This is a genomic window from Anaeromyxobacter soli, assembly GCF_022808855.1.
In the GTDB taxonomy this organism is placed as follows: domain Bacteria; phylum Myxococcota; class Myxococcia; order Myxococcales; family Anaeromyxobacteraceae; genus Anaeromyxobacter; species Anaeromyxobacter soli.
This window is the reverse complement of the sequence record NZ_JAKZLF010000016.1, coordinates 23,658-38,798: the sequence shown is the minus strand read 5'-3', so window position 1 is coordinate 38,798 and position 15,141 is coordinate 23,658. Positions and strand designations below refer to the sequence as shown.

Sequence of the window (15,141 nt, the reverse complement as noted above, 5' to 3'; positions counted from 1 at the left end):
CGGGTCGAGACGCCCGTGATCCGGGCGTCCTGCCGCGGGTCGCCGCCGCGCGGGGTCGCAGCATACCCGACCCCGCGACCCGGGGTGCAAGCGCGGACTGGTTCGTCTCTAGCTCAAAGGCTCCTGCGGCTCGCGCGCGACGAGCGAGGCGGCGGCGTGGCCGACGTCGCGCCGGAGCACGGCGGGGATGCCGTCGCGCCAGGCTTTGGCGAGCTCGGCGACCGGCACCGAGAGCGCCCCCTGGATCTCGAGGGTGTCGCCGCCCACCGCGCCGAGCCGGATGACCGGCGCGCCGCACTCCTGGGCGAGCGCCACGAAGCGGGCCGCGCTCTCCTTCGGCATGGACACGAGGATGCGGCTCGCGTCCTCGCCGAACAGGACGAAGTCCTTCCGCGCGGGGAACGGCACGCGCACCGCCGCGCCGATCCAGGGCGTCGTCTCGGCGCCGGCGGGCACGCCCTGCATCATGCAGCACTCGGCGAGCGCGACGGCCAGGCCGCCGTCGGAGCAGTCGTGCGCGGACGAGAGCAGCCCCTCGCGGACGGCGCGGCGCACCGTCTCCTGCACCGCCTTCTCCCTCGCGAGGTCGAGCGCGGGCGGGCGGCCCGCCTCCCTGCCGTGCTCGGCGGCGAGGTACTCGGAGCCGCCCACCTCGCCCTGCAGCGTGCCGACGAGCGCGATGACGTCGCCGGCGTTCTTGAACGCGCTCGAGCAGGTCCTCTCGACGTCGGGGACGAGGCCGACCATGCCGATGGTGGGCGTGGGCAGGATCCCCTGGCCCTCGGTCTCGTTGTAGAGCGAGACGTTGCCGGACACGACGGGCGTCCCGAGCGCGCGGCAGGCGTCGCCGATGCCCCGCACGCACTCCGCGAACTGCCACATGATCTCCGGCTTCTCGGGGTTGCCGAAGTTGAGGCAGTCGGTGATGGCGATGGGCTCGCCGCCGACGCAGGCGATGTTGCGGGCGCACTCGGCGACCGCGTGCGCTGCGCCGAGGTGTGGGTCGAGGAAGCAGTAGCGGCCGTTCGCGCCGACCGAGATGGCGACGGCCTTCTTCGCGTGGCGCGCGTCGCCCGTGGCGATCCGCACCACCGCCGCGTCTCCGCCCGGCCGCACCGCGCCGACGAGCCGGACCATGTGGTCGTACTGCTGGTAGACCCACTCCTTGGACGCGATGGTGGGTCGGGCGAGGAGGCGGAGCAGCGTGGCGCCGAGGTCGGCGGGCTCGGGGAGCGTCGAGAGGTCGAAGGCGTGCAGCTCGGGGAGCGCCGGGTGCGGCTTCATCGGGCGCTGGTACTTCGGCGCGCCCTCGGTGAGCGGGTCCACCGGCAGATCGGCGACGAGCTTCCCCTGCCAGTGCGCGCGCCAGCGGCCGGTGTCGGTCACCCGCCCGACCACGGCGACGTCGAGGTCCCACTTGGTGCAGATGCGGCGGACCACGTCCTCCTTGCCCTCGGCCGCGACGAGGAGCATTCGCTCCTGGGACTCGGAGAGGAGGATCTCGTACGGCGTCATGCCCTCCTCGCGGAGCGGCACCTGGTCGAGGAAGAGGTCGAGGCCGTTGCCGGCGCGGCCGGCCATCTCGACGGACGAGGAGGTGAAGCCGGCGGCGCCCATGTCCTGGATGCCGACCACCGCGTCCGTCTGGAAGAGCTCGAGGCACGCCTCGAGCAGCAGCTTCTCCATGAACGGGTCGCCCACCTGCACCGTCGGGCGCTTCTCCTCGGTGGAGGCGTCGAACTCGGCGGAGGCCATGGTCGCGCCGTGGATGCCGTCGCGGCCGGTCTTGGCGCCGATGTACATGACGGGGTTGCCGACGCCCGCCGCCGTGCCGAGGAAGATCTTGTCGGCCGGGAGGATGCCCAGCGTGAACGCGTTCACGAGGCAGTTCCCGTTGTAGCTCGGGTGGAACATCACCTCGCCCGCCACCGTTGGCACGCCCATGCAGTTGCCGTAGCCGCCGATGCCGGCGACGACGCCCTCGAGGAGGTAGGCGGTCTTCGGGTGGCTGGGATCGCCGAAGCGCAGCGAGTTCGCCGAGGCGATGGGGCGCGCGCCCATGGTGAAGACGTCGCGGAGGATGCCGCCCACGCCGGTCGCCGCGCCCTGGTACGGCTCGATGTAGCTCGGGTGGTTGTGGCTCTCCATCTTGAACGCGGCGGCGAGCCCGTCGCCGAGGTCCACCACGCCCGCGTTCTCGCCGGGCCCCTGGAGCACGCGCGGCCCGGAGGTGGGGAACGTCTTGAGGTGCACCCGCGAGGACTTGTACGAGCAGTGCTCGCTCCACATCACCGAGAACACGCCGAGCTCGGTCAGGTTCGGCTCGCGGCCGAGGTGGCGCTTCACCTCGTCGTACTCGGCCTGCGTGAGCCCGTGCTGGGCGACCACTTCCGGCGTGATCTTCTCGGTCATGAGGCGGCGGATTCTAGACGGCGGTCCATGATTCCGAAACCGTCAAGGAGCGAGTCGTGCCCGCTTCGTGACGGGAGGCGCCCGGGGCGCGCCCCGCGGGCGCCCGCCCGGACGGCAGCCGGAGGGGCGTCGCGGGTCGGGAGGCGCGCTTCAGGGGGCAGGGGGGCAGCTCACGGTCGCGCCGTCCGTGGCGGTGACCTCGCAGACGCCGCCGCCGACGTTCTCGAGCGCGGCCCCGCCGCTCAGCGTGCCCGTCACCCGCTCGTCCACGTGCAGCTCCGCGCGGGCGCCGCCGCCGAGCTCGACCGAGGCGTCGGTGACGCGGTACTCGCGCGCGTCCAGGTGGGCGCCGCCGCCCTGGCCGCCGGCGAGCCGGACCGAGAGCGCGGCGCCGCCCGCTCCGCTCAGGCGCATGTCCGCGCCGTCGTCGGCGTCCACCGCGAAGGCGTCGGTCGCGGCGCCGCTCACCGTGGCGTAGCAGGAGTCGGTCGCGGCGAGGAAGCGGAACACCGGCACCGAGACCACCACGCGCATCGGGTGGGTGGAGTCGAAGGACGACAGCGTGGAGCGGACCTCGAGCACCTGGCCGTGCACCGGGTCCGTCTTCACCGAGGTCGAGATGTGCTGCAGCAGGTTCTCGTCGCCGCTCACCGCCACGCGCTGGGGAGTGACGCCGGCCGTCACCTCCGCCTGGATCCCGTCCTCGACGCGGAGACCCTCGAACCCGCCGACCTGGCGCGTCTCCTCGCGGAGGACGCCGTTGCCTTTCACGTAGGGGTCGCAGCCGAGGACGAGCGAGACGAGCGCCGGCAGGAGGGCGGCAGCACGGCGGGCATGCGGGCGGCGAGCGGGTGTCGCGCCCCGGCGACGGCGCGCCCCCACGGCACGCCCCGGGGCGGCGCTCGAGGCGCGCGCGGAGGAAGTGGACCGCGGGATCCCGAGGAGATGCGCGCCAGCGTTCACGATCGACGCTCCCCGGCGGCTCCCGTCGCGCGGGAGCGTGCCGTCTCTCAGGATAGCTGCAACATGCTCGCCGGAGAATTCCTCCTCTGCCCGTCCCCGCGAGAAGCCTCCGGGACGGGCGCACGGCGCGGCGCGAGGTGGGAGCGCGTGGGGAAGCCGATGACGGCTCAGCGGGGCGTCGCGGGCTCGCGCACGGCGAGCGGGCGCGCGACCTCCAGCGTCTCGCCCACCGCGAGCACGCGCACCCGCTCCGGCGGGAGGCCTCTCCGGACGCGCTCCGCCTCGACGCGCCGCGGCGGCTCGTCGAGCGGCTCGTCGGCGAGCTTGAAGGTGCCCCAGTGCATCGCGACGAAGGCGCGGGCGCCGAGGTCCTCGAAGGCCTGGAGCGCCTGCTCGGGGTCCATGTGCTGCCGGAGCATGAACCAGCCCGGGTCGTAGGCGCCGATCGGGAGGAGGGCCGCGTCGATGCCCGGGAAGCGCTCGCCGATCTCCCGGAACCCCGCGAAGTACGCGCTGTCGCCCGAGTGGTACACGGTCGCGGTGCTGCCCTCGACGACGAAGCCGCCCCACAGCGTCGCGTTGGTGTCGAGCGGCCCGCGCCGGCTCCAGTGGTGTGCGGGGACGAAGGTGACCCGCACGGCACCGACCCGCGTCGAGCGCCACCAGCCGAGCTCGGTCGCGGGGAGACCGCGCGCCTCGAGCCAGCGCGCGAGCCCGAGGCCGGCGACGACGGGCGCCCCGACCGAGCGCAGCGTGGGGAGATCGAGGTGGTCGTAGTGGTTGTGCGTGACGAGCTGCGCGTCGATGGGGGGGAGGTCCTCGAGCGGCACGCCGGGCGGGACGTTCCGGACGATGCCCCCGAAGATCGCGGGCCGGAGCGCCGGATCGACGAGGAGCGACACGCCGTCGAGCTGGACGAGGAAGCTCGCGTGGCCGAGCCAGGTGAGCCGTGCGGGCTCGCCCTCCGCGGGCGGGCGGGCGAGACGCGCGCGATCGGCCGCGACGGTGAGGACGGAGCCCCGCTCCGGGGCGCGCCTCCGCTTGCCGGTGAGCCGGTCCCAGACTGCCCAGCGCAGGACGGTCGCGAGCCCGACGGGGCGCGAGCCGTCGAGGTTCACGAACCGTCCTGCTCGATCGTGCGGCTGCTCGAAGGCGAAGACGGGCATGGCGAGTACATAGCAGCGGACGCGAGCCGGCGGCGCCGCTCGAGCCACCTCCCGAGGCCCTCGCGGCGGCGCCCCGAACCCTCGCCTGCCGCCGGCCGGCGGCTCGGGCGAGCGGCGCCGCTACAGGGCGAGCAGGAGCTTCGTCATGTCGTAGCGGTGATCGCCGCGCTCGCAGACCGGCACCGGCGAGGCGGGCAGGCGCAGCCGCTCGATCATCCGGTTGTAGCCCAGGTCCATGAGCGTCCGGAGGTTCACCGCGTCGTGCAGGTTGTACTCGACGAACGTGCGGAGCGCGGCCGCGTCGCCGCGGAGGTGCAGGCGCCACAGCCGGATGGCGTCGCGTCCGTCGAGGCCGTCGAGGCTCGCGGCGCGCCCGACGCCCGTCTCCTTCTCGAGGAGCTTCAGGCCGCCCTTGTGGCCGAGCCGCGCCCAGAGATGGCGGAGGTCCACGTGCGCGCGCGGCGGGCGCCAGCCCGGGAAGGCGCTCCGCAGGATGGGAACGTCGAAGGAGAGGCCGTTGAACGTGACGAGGAGCTTCCACTCCGCCGTCGCGTCGGGGAAGTCGTCGAGATCGCGGCCCGCCAGGAACACGCGCGGGCCGTGGCGATCGAGGATGCCGACGGCGGTGACGGCCTCGCCGTCCGTCTCGATGTCGAGGAACGCCGCGTCGGCGGCGAACGCGGCGTAGAGCCGCCAGCGCTCGGCGCGCGGGAGCATCGCCGCGAGCGTCTCCGCGTCGCCGCGCGCCAGCGCGGCGCGCGCGAGGGCGAGCGCGTCGCGCAGCCGCGCGTCGGTGCGGGCGGAGAGCGCGACGGCGGGCGGCGCGGGGAACTCGTCCCAGGTGCGCACGCCCTTCGTCCAGAGCTTCGACTCGAGCCAGGGGCCGATGCCGGGGGCGAGCCGGAAGGTGCTGCGGATCAAGCGGTTCGGTCCGTGCGAGGGGTTCGGGTGAGGAGGGCCTTCCGCGCCGCGGCGGGCGGGGACGCGGGGGCGGGCGAGCTTACGCGCGGAGGCGAGGTCAGTGCAAAGCGGCGGCGGCCGGGAGGACCACGCGGAAGGTGCTGCCCTGGCCGAGCTGGCTCGACACGTCGACGCGGCCGCCGTGGGCCTGCACGAGGAGGCGGGTGATGTAGAGCCCGAGCCCGAGCCCCTCCGGCTGGCGAGCCCCGCGCGCCCGGAAGAAGCGCTCGAACACGTGAGGTACGTCCTCCGGCGCGATCCCGACGCCCCGGTCCGTCACCACGATCGCGACCCCCTCCGGATCCGCCGCGACCTCCAGGGTGACCTCCCCCTGCGGCGGCGAGTACTTGAGGGCGTTCGTGAGGAGGTTCAGGACGATGCGCTCGAGCCGCTGCGGATCGGCCTGCGCGCGCGGGACGTCCGGGTGGACGACGAGCTTCACGCGGTCCGTGTCGAGGGCGCCGCGGAAGCGCTCGAGGAGCTCCGGTACGAGCTCGGCGAGATCCACCGGCTCGAGGGAGAGGTGCAGCTGCCGGTCCTCGAGCAGGGTCGCCTCGACGAGGTCCTGGATCATGCTGCTCATCCGCTCGCAGCTCTTCAGGATCGCGTTCGTCCGCGCCTCGACCCTCGGGACGTCCTCGGGGTGCCGGCGGAGCAGGTGGGCCTGGTTGAAGATCGCGTTCAGCGGCGTCCGCAGGTCGTGCGAGATCATCCGCACGAGGTCGTCGCGCGCCTGCTCCATCTCGTGCAGCGCGGTCTCGTCGGAGAAGGTGAGGACCGCGCCGACGATCGAGAGGTCGGGGCCGCGCACGGGGGCGGCGCTCGCGAGGACCCAGACCGACTCACCGCGGTACTCGACGCGCAGGTGCAGGCTGCGGACGGTCTCCCCCCGCAGCGCGCAGGCGACGGGCGTCTCCTCGAGGCGCATGAGCCGGCCGTCGGGGGTGTAGACGCGGAGCGCGCCGAACCGCTCCGCGAGATCCGGGGAGGCCTCGTCGGGCGCGTAGCCGAGCCTCCTCGTCGCCGTCTCGTTCATGCGGACGATCTCGCCGCTGCGGTCGTAGAGGATGAGGCCGTCTGCGATCGCGTTCACGGCCGCGTCGAGCTCCCCGGCGCGACGGAGCGCGGCCTCCGCCGCCTGCTCCGCGGCGAGCCGCGCCTCCCACGCCTCGGAGGTCTCCCAGGCCGAGAGGAGGAGCGCGAGGCCCCGGCGCCACGGGACGCGCTTCACCTGCACCGAGAAGCGCCGCGAGGCCCCCGCGAACGGCACCACGTAGTCTTCCACGCACAGGGCAGCGCCGGTCGCGAGCACGTTGTGGAGCGCCGGCACGACGACGGGATCGCCCGTAGGCCAGACGTCCGCGAAGCGCTGCCCGACGGGATCGACGTCGGGCCGCGTGAGCGCGCGGCACGCCACGTTCACGTGATCGACGACGAGCTCCGGGCCGACGAGCAGCATGAGCGCGACGGGCGACGCGTCGAACACCGCCTCGAGCATCGAGACGCTGATCCCGTTCCGGAGGATGTCCCCCGGCGCGGGGACGAGCCGACGCCCCGAGTCCTCGCCCGTCGTCCCCATCGTTCCGTGGCCCCCGCCGAAACCGAACCTATGGCGGCGGGTCGAGCTTGACGCGGCCCCCTGCGGAGTGCGGCGGAGCGCGCAGTTACGGCAATTCCTGCGCGCGCTCCCAGGCGCTGCGCCACGCGCCGCTCGCCTCGGCGTGCGACAGGAACCGCGCGTAGAACGGGTGGCGCGCAACGGTCGCGCCGTCACCGACCACGACGAGCTTCACGCGCGCGCGGGTGAGCGCCACGTTCATGCGACGCACGTCCGCGAGAAAGCCGACCTCACCGGTCTCGTTCGCCCGCACGAGGGAGACCACGACCGCGTCCTTCTCTCGCCCCTGGAAGCCGTCCACCGTGTCGACCTCGAGCCCGCGATCCAGGTGCGCGGCGAGGAGCTGGCGGAGGCGCTGCACCTGGGCGTCATACGGCGAGATCACCGCCACCTCCGCGGGGTCGAGCCCCCGCGCGAGCAGCGCCTCCACCTCGGCGGCGACGAGCGCCGCCTCGCCCGCGTTCTGTTTGGAGTCGGAGCCCTCCGGCGTCTCCTCCTCGAAGCCCCGACCCGACGTGTCCACGACCTCGAGCGGCGCACCGTCGATCGCGCGCTCGGCGACGGCGGGGTGCGCGCGCAGGGCCCCACCGTAGAGCGCCTCCGAGGGGAACGCCATGATGCGTGCGTTCATCCGGTGCTGCTCGGCCAGCGTGACCTTGACGGCGTCGCCGTGCACCGCGACCAGCCGCTCGAACAGCGACACGCCGAGCCCGCCCGCCTGCGCCGCCGCGGAGAGCACCGTCGGCGGGAGCTGGAGGTGATCGCCCGCGAGCACCGCCCGCTCGGCGCGGAGGAGGGCGAGGTACAGGGCGGGTTCCACCGCCTGTGTGGCCTCGTCCGCGACCGCGAGGGTGAACCTCCGGCGGGCCAGCGCGGGGGCGTCGAGGCCGGTGAGCGTCGCGAGCACCACGTCGGCGCGATCGAGCACCTCGGCCTCGGCGCGGGCTTCGAGCGCGCGCGCCTCGGCGAAGAGGGCGCGCGCGTCGCGCTCCTTCTCGCGCGAGGCGCTGTAGCGGCCGGGGCCGCGCTGCTGGCGCCGTTTCGCCGCCGAGCGCCTGAGCGCGATGGCTTCCTCCACGAGGCCCTTCGCGATGCGCGCGGCCTCGTGGGCCTCCGCCTGCGCCTCCAGCGTGTGGGCGAGCACGGCGGGGAGCACGCGCGCCGGGTGGCCGACCCGCACGCACGCGAGCCCGGCGGCAGCGAGCCGCTCGACGAGATTGTCGACCGCGAGGTTGGAGGGTGCGGTGGCGAGCACCTTCTCGCCCCGCGCCACGGCGCGCCGGATGACCTCGACGAGCACGGTCGTCTTGCCCGTCCCGGGCGGACCGTGCACGAGGGCCAGGTCGACCGCCCGGTCCGCGAGGTCGAGCGCCGCCGCCTGCTCCGCGTTGAGCGGGCCCGGCAGGTCGGGCCCCCGCGCCGCTCGCTCGAATCGCGGGGGCGTTCCCGACAGCACGCCGTGCCAGCGCCGCCCGGCAGGATCGTCCCGGAGGCGCGCGAGGCCGCCGGCGAGCCGCTCCCACGTCACCGGAGAGGGCTCGAGCTCGAGCACCACGCGCCCGTCCGTCGCCCAGTCGGGCGGGGGCTCGTCGAACGCCACCGAAAGGGACGCACGGGTCCGGCGCGCCACCACCCCGCGCGGCGCGTCGAGCCGCTCCTCGCGCCGCAGCGTGACGGACACGAGGCTGCCGACTCCTACGCGCGCGCCGCCGAGCGGACGCCCGCCCGGGCGGGCGTAGGTGACGAGCGCTCGCCCGGCGAGCGCCGCCTCCTCGATCGCCTCGACGTCCGCGAGGGCGAGCCCGCGCGCCTCCCGCTCCGCGAGGCCGAGGCGGCGGCGGGCGTCATCGAGACGGGCGCGCTCCTCCTCGCGCTCGGCGGCGAGGAGGGAGGACAGGTGGTCGAGGTGGTGCGCGAGATCCAAGGCTCTCCTATTATCCGCCGCGATGCCCGCCGACTGCGTCCTCTGGTTCGACGCGCGCTGCTCCACGAGCCGGCGCGCCCTGGAGCTTTTGCGGGAACGGGGCGTCGAGCCCGAGCTCCGCCGCTTCCTCGAGGAGCCGCCCACGGTCGAGGAGATAGGCGCGCTGCTCCGGCTGCTGGGCGCACCCCCCCACGCGCTCGCCCGTACGGACGCCGACGAGTACCAGGCGCTCCGCCTCTCGGAGCGCACGCCGGCCGAAGAGCTCATCCGCGCCCTCGCCCAGCACCCGCGGATCCTCGACCGCCCCATCGTCGTGTCGGGTGAACGCGCCGTGGTCGCGAGGCCCCCGGAGCGGATCGGGGAGCTCTTTCCCCTCGCCCCCCACGGGGGGTGAATTCGCAACGGGGCTCAACGCACCCGGGTCCGCCTACACCTGCGTGGAATGTCGGATGCGTCGTGGCGAAGCTGGCGGGAGTCCTTGAGCATTTCGGCAGGCGCACACCGTCGCCGGCCCGCACCGTTCATGCATCCCAGCCGGGTCGGTGACCGACCCGCTACCCTCCAACGTCCGGCGTCTTCCGATCGCACGCGCACCGGACCTGCTCCGCAACCCGGGGGCGCTGTTCGACGCGCTCTCCGCGGCCTCACCGGACGGCTTCCTCATCTCGTCCGCCGACGGGCGGCTGCTCGCGGCGAACGAGCGGCTCTTCGAGCTGTGGGGGATTCCCGCGGGGGAGCGCGCGGAGATACGCGACCTCGGTGACACGGTGCTGGCCCGTCAGGCGCTGCGACACGCGTTCGCGCGCCGCGCGGCGTCCGAGCTCGATTGCCTGAGCCTTCGCGATCCCACCGCGGCGTACACGGACGAGATCGTGCTCCGCGACGGGCGCGTCCTCGAGCGGCACGTCGCGCCGGCGCTCGGCCCGCACGGCGCGATGGAGGCCCGGGTGGTGGTCTTCCACGACATCACCCGGTGCAGGCGAGACGAGACCGAGCTGCGCGACCGCGTCGCTCAGGAGGCGGCGCTCGCGTCCCTGGGCGAGCTCGCCGTGAACGCCGAGAGCGTCACGGCGCTCCTGCACGCGGTCTGTGCCACGGCCGCGGAGCTCCTCGCGCTCGACGCGGCGGCGGTGGTGGAGGCGGGGCCCGCGGGCACGACGGTCCTCGCCGCGGCCGGGATCGCGGGCGACGTCCGCCACGTGGCGCTCCCGGCGGCCGACCCGCGGAGCCGGCCGGGCGGCCACCTCGCTGCGCTCGGCTTCGTGGCGGCGCTCGAGGTGGCGCTGCCGGGACGGGACGGACCTGCGCGCGTGCTCGGCGCGTACGCGCGGACCCCGCGGGCGTTCTCGCTCGAGCACGAGCGGTTCCTCGCCACCGCGGCGAGCGTCCTCGCGTCGGCGCTCGCCCGCTCCGACGCGGAGCAGGAGCTCCTCGCGCAGGAGCGCCAGCTCCGCGCCGTGTTCGACGGCGCGCGGGACCCGATGCTCATCGTGGACGACGGCGGGGCGATCGTGGGCGCGAACGCCGCGAGCTGCGCCCTGCTCGGCGGGACCCGCGCGTCGCTCGTCGGGCGGCCGCTCGACGAGGTCGCGACGCCCACGGCGTCCCGGGCCGGTGGGTCGGGCTGGCGCGCGCTCCTCGCGGGCGGCGGCGACCGCGGCGAGGCGGAGCTCGAGGCCGGCGGGCGCCGCCGGCAGGTCGAGGTCACCGTCACGCCGGGGATCCTCCCCGGACGCGCGCTCGTGGCCCTGCGCGACGTCACCGAGACCCGCCTGCTCCACACCCGGCTCGCGCTCGCGGATCGCCTCGCGTCGGTGGGGACGCTCGCGGCGGGCGTCGCGCACGAGCTCAACAACCCGCTCGCCTACGTGAGCGCGAACCTGGCCTTCCTCTCGGACCGGCTGGAGCGCGTCGGTCGTCTCCTCACCGGTGCGCCGCCCTCGCCGTCCGACGCGGAGCTCGCGCGCCAGCTCCAGGACGCGGTGAGCGAGGCGCGCGACGGCGCGCAGCGCATGCGCGTCATCGTCCGCGATCTGCGCACCTTCTCGCGCGGCGAGAACGACCGCTCCGGCCCGGTGGATCTCGCGCCGGTGATCGAGTCGTGCATCAACATGGCGCGAGCGGAGATCCGGCGGCGCGCGCGGCTCACCCGCGACCTCGCGCCCGTGCCGCCCGTCCACGGCAACGCCGCCCGGCTCGGGCAGGTGTTCCTGAACCTTCTCGTCAACGCGGCGCAGGCCATCGCGGAGGGCGCGCCGGAGCGGAACGAGATCCGCGTCGTCACCCGGACACGCCCCGATGGCCGGGTGGCCGTGGAGGTGCGCGACACGGGCTGCGGGATCGCCGCGGAGCACCTCCCGCGCGTGTTCGACCCGTTCTTCACGACGAAGCCGCCGGGCGTGGGTACCGGGCTCGGCCTCTCCATCTGTCACGGGATCGTGACCGGGCTCGGCGGCGCGCTCGAGGTGGAGAGCACGCCCGGCGCCGGCGCGATCTTCCGCGTCGTCCTCCCGAGCTCGCCCGCGCCTGCTGCTGCTGCGGCGGCGTCCGGGACGCCGGGGACGGCGCCGGGGGTCCGCCCGCGCGCGCGGATCCTGGTCGTCGACGACGAGCCGCTCGTCGCGACGGTGCTCCAGCGCACGCTGCAGCCCGATCACGAGGTGGTCGTGGCGGGGGCCGCGCGGCAGGCCCTCGCGCAGCTCGAGCGCGGCGAGCGCTTCGACGCGATCCTCTGCGACCTCCTCATGCCGGAGATGAGCGGGATGGACCTGCACCGCGCCCTCGTCGCGGCGCGCGATCCGCACGCCCGGCGCATGCTCTTCCTCACCGGCGGCGCGTTCACCGCGTCCGCCCGCGTCTTCCTCGACGCGTCGGGCGCCGACTGCCTCGAGAAACCGTTCGAGCTCGAGGCGCTCCGCGCCGCGATCGCGCGGCTCCTCGCCGGCGCAGCGGCTGCCTGCTGACGGGACGCGATCAGAACGCCACGCGCACGCCGAGCGGGAGCGGCACGAGGGTGACGCGCTCGGGCGTGCCGACCTCCGCGTCGCGCTCGCGCGGGTGCAGGAGGCGCGGGGCGGCGATGCCGATGGCGGTGCCGACGGCGGCGCCCGTGACGACGTCGGACAGGTAGTGCTTGTCCGCGGCGACCCGGAAGTAAGCGACGCCGCTCGCGAGGGCCATCCCCACGCCCCACACCCACGGCGCGCTCCGGTAGCCGCGCAGGCTCGACACCGTCCCCGCCGCGGCGGCGAAGGAGAACGCGAGCGAGCTGTGGCCGGAGTAGAACGAGAGCTGGTCGTCGGGATCGGGCTTCCGCACGGGCTCGGGGTAGTTCCCGTAGCGCACGAAGGGCCGCTCGCGGCCCACCGACAGCTTCACGATCTGGTTCACGTCCGCGGCGAGCGCCACCGCCTCCACCACGAACAGCGCGTCGAGGAGCGCGTCGCGCCGGGAGTCCGCCACGAGCGCGAACTGCGCGAGCGCCGCCGCGGGCACCACCCCGAACGCGAGCACGTCCGAGGCGGTGCGGGCCTGCTTGCCGTAGCCCCACACGAGCAGCTGCCGCGCCTCGCGGTCGAAGGCGGGCGGATCGCACCAGCGGCAGGTGGTGGGCGCGAGGTGCGACTTCGCGAGCTCCGTCCCGAACCAGACGACGCTCGCTCCGGCCGTGAGCGGGACGTCGAGGGCGAGGTCGTAGTGGAGCGCGTGGGGTGCGGCGCGAGCGGGGAGCGGCGCCGCGACGGCGGCGGCGAGCGCGAGGGCGGCGGCGCGGGCGGCGAGCATGCGCAGAGGCTATCATCGCCGGGATCCCCATGCCGCCCACGCCCGACGGCGGCGGACCGCCCGGCGATCCGCCCTTCGACGATCCGGTCCCGATCCCCCTCGAGGGGACGCTCGATCTGCACACGTTCCGGCCTTCCGAGGTCGGCGCGCTCGTCCCCGAATGGCTCGAGGCGTGCCGCGCGGCCGGGCTGCTCGAGCTCCGCATCGTTCACGGAAAGGGAACCGGCGCCCTCCGCCGCTCGGTCGAGGCCATCCTGGCGCGGCACCCGGCGGTCGCCGCCTTCCGCGCGGCCGACGAGGGCGCGGGGGGCTGGGGCGCGACGCTCGTGTCGCTCTCGCCGTCGCCTTCTCGCGCCGATCGCGGCGAGGAGTGATCAGCCCGAGCGGGCGGCGCCGAGCGCAGCCTCGGCCTCGGCGAGCGCCGCCTCGAGCCGGGACCCATCCGGCCCGCTCCCCTGCGCGAGGTCCGGGGCGCCGCCGCCCTTGCCGGAGAGCGCGGCCGCCGCAGCCCGGACGAGCTCCCCGAGGTGCGGGCCCTCGCCTCGGGGCCGCGCGAAGGCGAGGTGCGCGCGACCATCCTCGACGGCGCCGACGAGCGCCACGCGCCCCGACGCCGCGAGCGCCGCCGCCACGGCCTTCACGAACGCGGCGGCGCCCGGCGCGGGCGGGACCACCACGGCCCGCACCACGCCGCCGGCCTTCGCGGCGAGCCGCTCCGCCTCGACCGCGGCGAGCGCCAGCGTGAGCCGCTCCGCCTCCTTGCGCCGCGCCGCCCCGTCCTCGGCCGCGCGGGCCGCCACCGCCGGCAGCTCCGCCGGCGCGCAGCGGAGCGCGCGCGCCGCCTCGCCGAGCCGGCTCCGCGCCTGCGAGAGCGCGGCGACGACGCGCCCGCCGCAGACGAACTCGACGCGCGACCCGGCGCCCCACTTCTGCGAGCCGAGCACCGCGATCGCGCCGACCTCGCCCGTGCGCCGCGGGTGCGTCCCGCCGCACGGCGAGGCGTCCAGGATCTCCCCGCCGGCGGCAGGATCGGAGACGACGACGACTCGCGCACCCTTGGTCGGCGCCTTGCGCAGCGGCAGCGCTGCGAGCTCCTCCGCCGAGAGCTCCCTCGCCACCACCGGCAGGTCGCGGAAGACGAGGTCGTTCGCGGCCGCCTCCACCGCGCGCAGCGCGTCGTCGCCGAGCGCGGCGACGTCGAGGTCGATCGTGCAGGTGACCTCGCCGAGGTGAAACGAGAGCGTGCGCGCGCCGCGCGTCGCCTCGAAGGCCGCCGAGAGGAGGTGCTGACCGTGGTGCTGCTGGACGTGGTCGCGCCGGCGCGCGCCGTCCACGCGGCAGGCGACCGGGCCCGCGGGCGCCGGCCCGTCGAGGACGTGGAGGATCTCGCCGCCGTCGTCCTGCACGTCCACGACCGGCACGCCGCCGATCGTGCCGCGGTCGGCGGGCTGGCCGCCGCCCTCGGGGTAGAAGGCCGTGCGGTCGAGGAGGACGGCGGTGCGCCCCGAGTGCGGGCGGGTGGAGGTGACGGTCGCCTCGAACTCGAGGAGACCGCTGTCGGCGAGGTAGAGGCGCTCGGTCACGGAAGGAGTCTAACCGGGAGGGGCTCCGCGGAGCGGAACGGTGACCAGGGTATGGGCATGAAGCTCTCCATCCACGCGAACCGCATCTCGCTCCCGAAGGACGTCGCCGCCTTCATCGTGAAGCACGTCACGCGCCCGCTCGCGCGCGTGTACGACGACCAGGCCGCGGAGCTCTCCATCCACTTCTCCGATTCCCGTCCGAAGCAGGGCGGCGTGGACAAGACCTGCCGCCTCTCCTTCCGGATGCCCGGCGCGCGCACCCTCCACGTCGAGAGCGTGCAGGAGGATCTCTACAAGGCGCTCCTCGACGCCTCCGAGCGCCTGAAGCGGCACGTGAGGAAGCAGGTCGACCGGATGCGCGCGACCTCCCGCAAGCCGATGCACCGCCCGCTCGGGCGCACCTGGCGCGAGCGCTCCACGCGCGGCGGCGTCACGCCGGACGGCGATCCGGCGGCGCTCTGAAGCAGCTCTGAAGCGAGAGCGTCCTCTCCGCATCTCACCCGAATCCGCGTCGTTTGTCGCGGAGGGCACGCCGTCGTCGTCTTCGTCTGCTGTGCCCCTCGGGCGCCGATTTCGGCGAGGCCGTCCCGCTGAGGATACGGGCGCCGCTCGGCGGCAATTTGCGCAGAAGCTCAAACGCCCGAAAGAGCCACGGCGAACACGCCTGCGGAGCCCTGTTCGAGCAGGTGCGCATGTGCACGCTGCCATACACGGTGAGCGTGCACTTCGCGG

The 15,141-nt window shown here is 75.0% G+C and carries 12 protein-coding genes; 4 read left to right on the top strand and 8 right to left on the bottom strand.

The window, feature by feature from the left end; genetic code table 11:
* Positions 1–108 precede the first annotated feature (108 nt).
* The 6 genes from purL to MLV88_RS12690 form a co-directional block, all read right to left on the bottom strand.
* Complete coding sequence (gene purL, locus MLV88_RS12715; protein ID WP_243337629.1) at positions 109–2,412, bottom strand: phosphoribosylformylglycinamidine synthase subunit PurL; 2,304 nt, start codon at positions 2,410–2,412, stop codon at positions 109–111.
* 150 nt (positions 2,413–2,562) lie between these two features.
* On the bottom strand, positions 2,563–3,183 hold the full coding sequence (locus tag MLV88_RS12710) for a GIN domain-containing protein (protein WP_242372255.1): 621 nt from the start codon (positions 3,181–3,183) through the stop codon (positions 2,563–2,565).
* A gap of 359 nt (positions 3,184–3,542) precedes the next feature.
* A complete protein-coding gene (locus MLV88_RS12705) occupies positions 3,543–4,541 on the bottom strand; it encodes an MBL fold metallo-hydrolase (RefSeq protein ID WP_243337628.1) in 999 nt (332 codons plus the stop codon).
* Positions 4,542–4,661: 120 nt separating this feature from the next.
* On the bottom strand, positions 4,662–5,462 hold the full coding sequence (locus MLV88_RS12700) for a ribonuclease H-like domain-containing protein (protein ID WP_242356587.1): 801 nt from the start codon (positions 5,460–5,462) through the stop codon (positions 4,662–4,664).
* Between the two features lie 97 nt (positions 5,463–5,559).
* Positions 5,560–7,080: a sensor histidine kinase gene (locus tag MLV88_RS12695; RefSeq protein ID WP_242356585.1), complete on the bottom strand. Its 1,521-nt coding sequence runs from the start codon at positions 7,078–7,080 to the stop codon at positions 5,560–5,562.
* Positions 7,081–7,165: 85 nt separating this feature from the next.
* Positions 7,166–9,043: an AAA domain-containing protein gene (locus MLV88_RS12690; protein ID WP_243337627.1), complete on the bottom strand. Its 1,878-nt coding sequence runs from the start codon at positions 9,041–9,043 to the stop codon at positions 7,166–7,168.
* A gap of 22 nt (positions 9,044–9,065) precedes the next feature.
* Between MLV88_RS12690 and MLV88_RS12685 the strand changes: the two genes are divergently transcribed.
* Together MLV88_RS12685 and MLV88_RS12680 are read left to right on the top strand one after the other, a co-directional pair.
* Entirely contained in the window at positions 9,066–9,437 is a 372-nt protein-coding gene (locus tag MLV88_RS12685; RefSeq protein ID WP_242356582.1) for an ArsC/Spx/MgsR family protein, read from the top strand.
* Between the two features lie 148 nt (positions 9,438–9,585).
* Complete coding sequence (locus MLV88_RS12680) at positions 9,586–12,006, top strand: ATP-binding protein (RefSeq protein WP_243337626.1); 2,421 nt, start codon at positions 9,586–9,588, stop codon at positions 12,004–12,006.
* 10 nt (positions 12,007–12,016) lie between these two features.
* Here MLV88_RS12680 and MLV88_RS12675 read toward each other — a convergent pair whose 3' ends face one another.
* A complete protein-coding gene (locus MLV88_RS12675; RefSeq protein ID WP_242360333.1) occupies positions 12,017–12,826 on the bottom strand; it encodes a phosphatase PAP2 family protein in 810 nt (269 codons plus the stop codon).
* A 29-nt stretch (positions 12,827–12,855) separates the two neighbouring features.
* Here MLV88_RS12675 and MLV88_RS12670 point away from each other — a divergent pair, with 29 nt between their 5' ends.
* Positions 12,856–13,200: a Smr/MutS family protein gene (locus MLV88_RS12670; protein ID WP_242360334.1), complete on the top strand. Its 345-nt coding sequence runs from the start codon at positions 12,856–12,858 to the stop codon at positions 13,198–13,200.
* On the opposite strand, the gene MLV88_RS24605 is transcribed toward MLV88_RS12670, so the two are convergent.
* On the bottom strand, positions 13,201–14,409 hold the full coding sequence (locus MLV88_RS24605; RefSeq protein ID WP_242360335.1) for an alanyl-tRNA editing protein: 1,209 nt from the start codon (positions 14,407–14,409) through the stop codon (positions 13,201–13,203).
* Positions 14,410–14,466: 57 nt separating this feature from the next.
* Here MLV88_RS24605 and MLV88_RS12660 point away from each other — a divergent pair, with 57 nt between their 5' ends.
* Entirely contained in the window at positions 14,467–14,871 is a 405-nt protein-coding gene (locus MLV88_RS12660; RefSeq protein ID WP_242360336.1) for an HPF/RaiA family ribosome-associated protein, read from the top strand.
* Positions 14,872–15,141 lie beyond the last annotated feature (270 nt).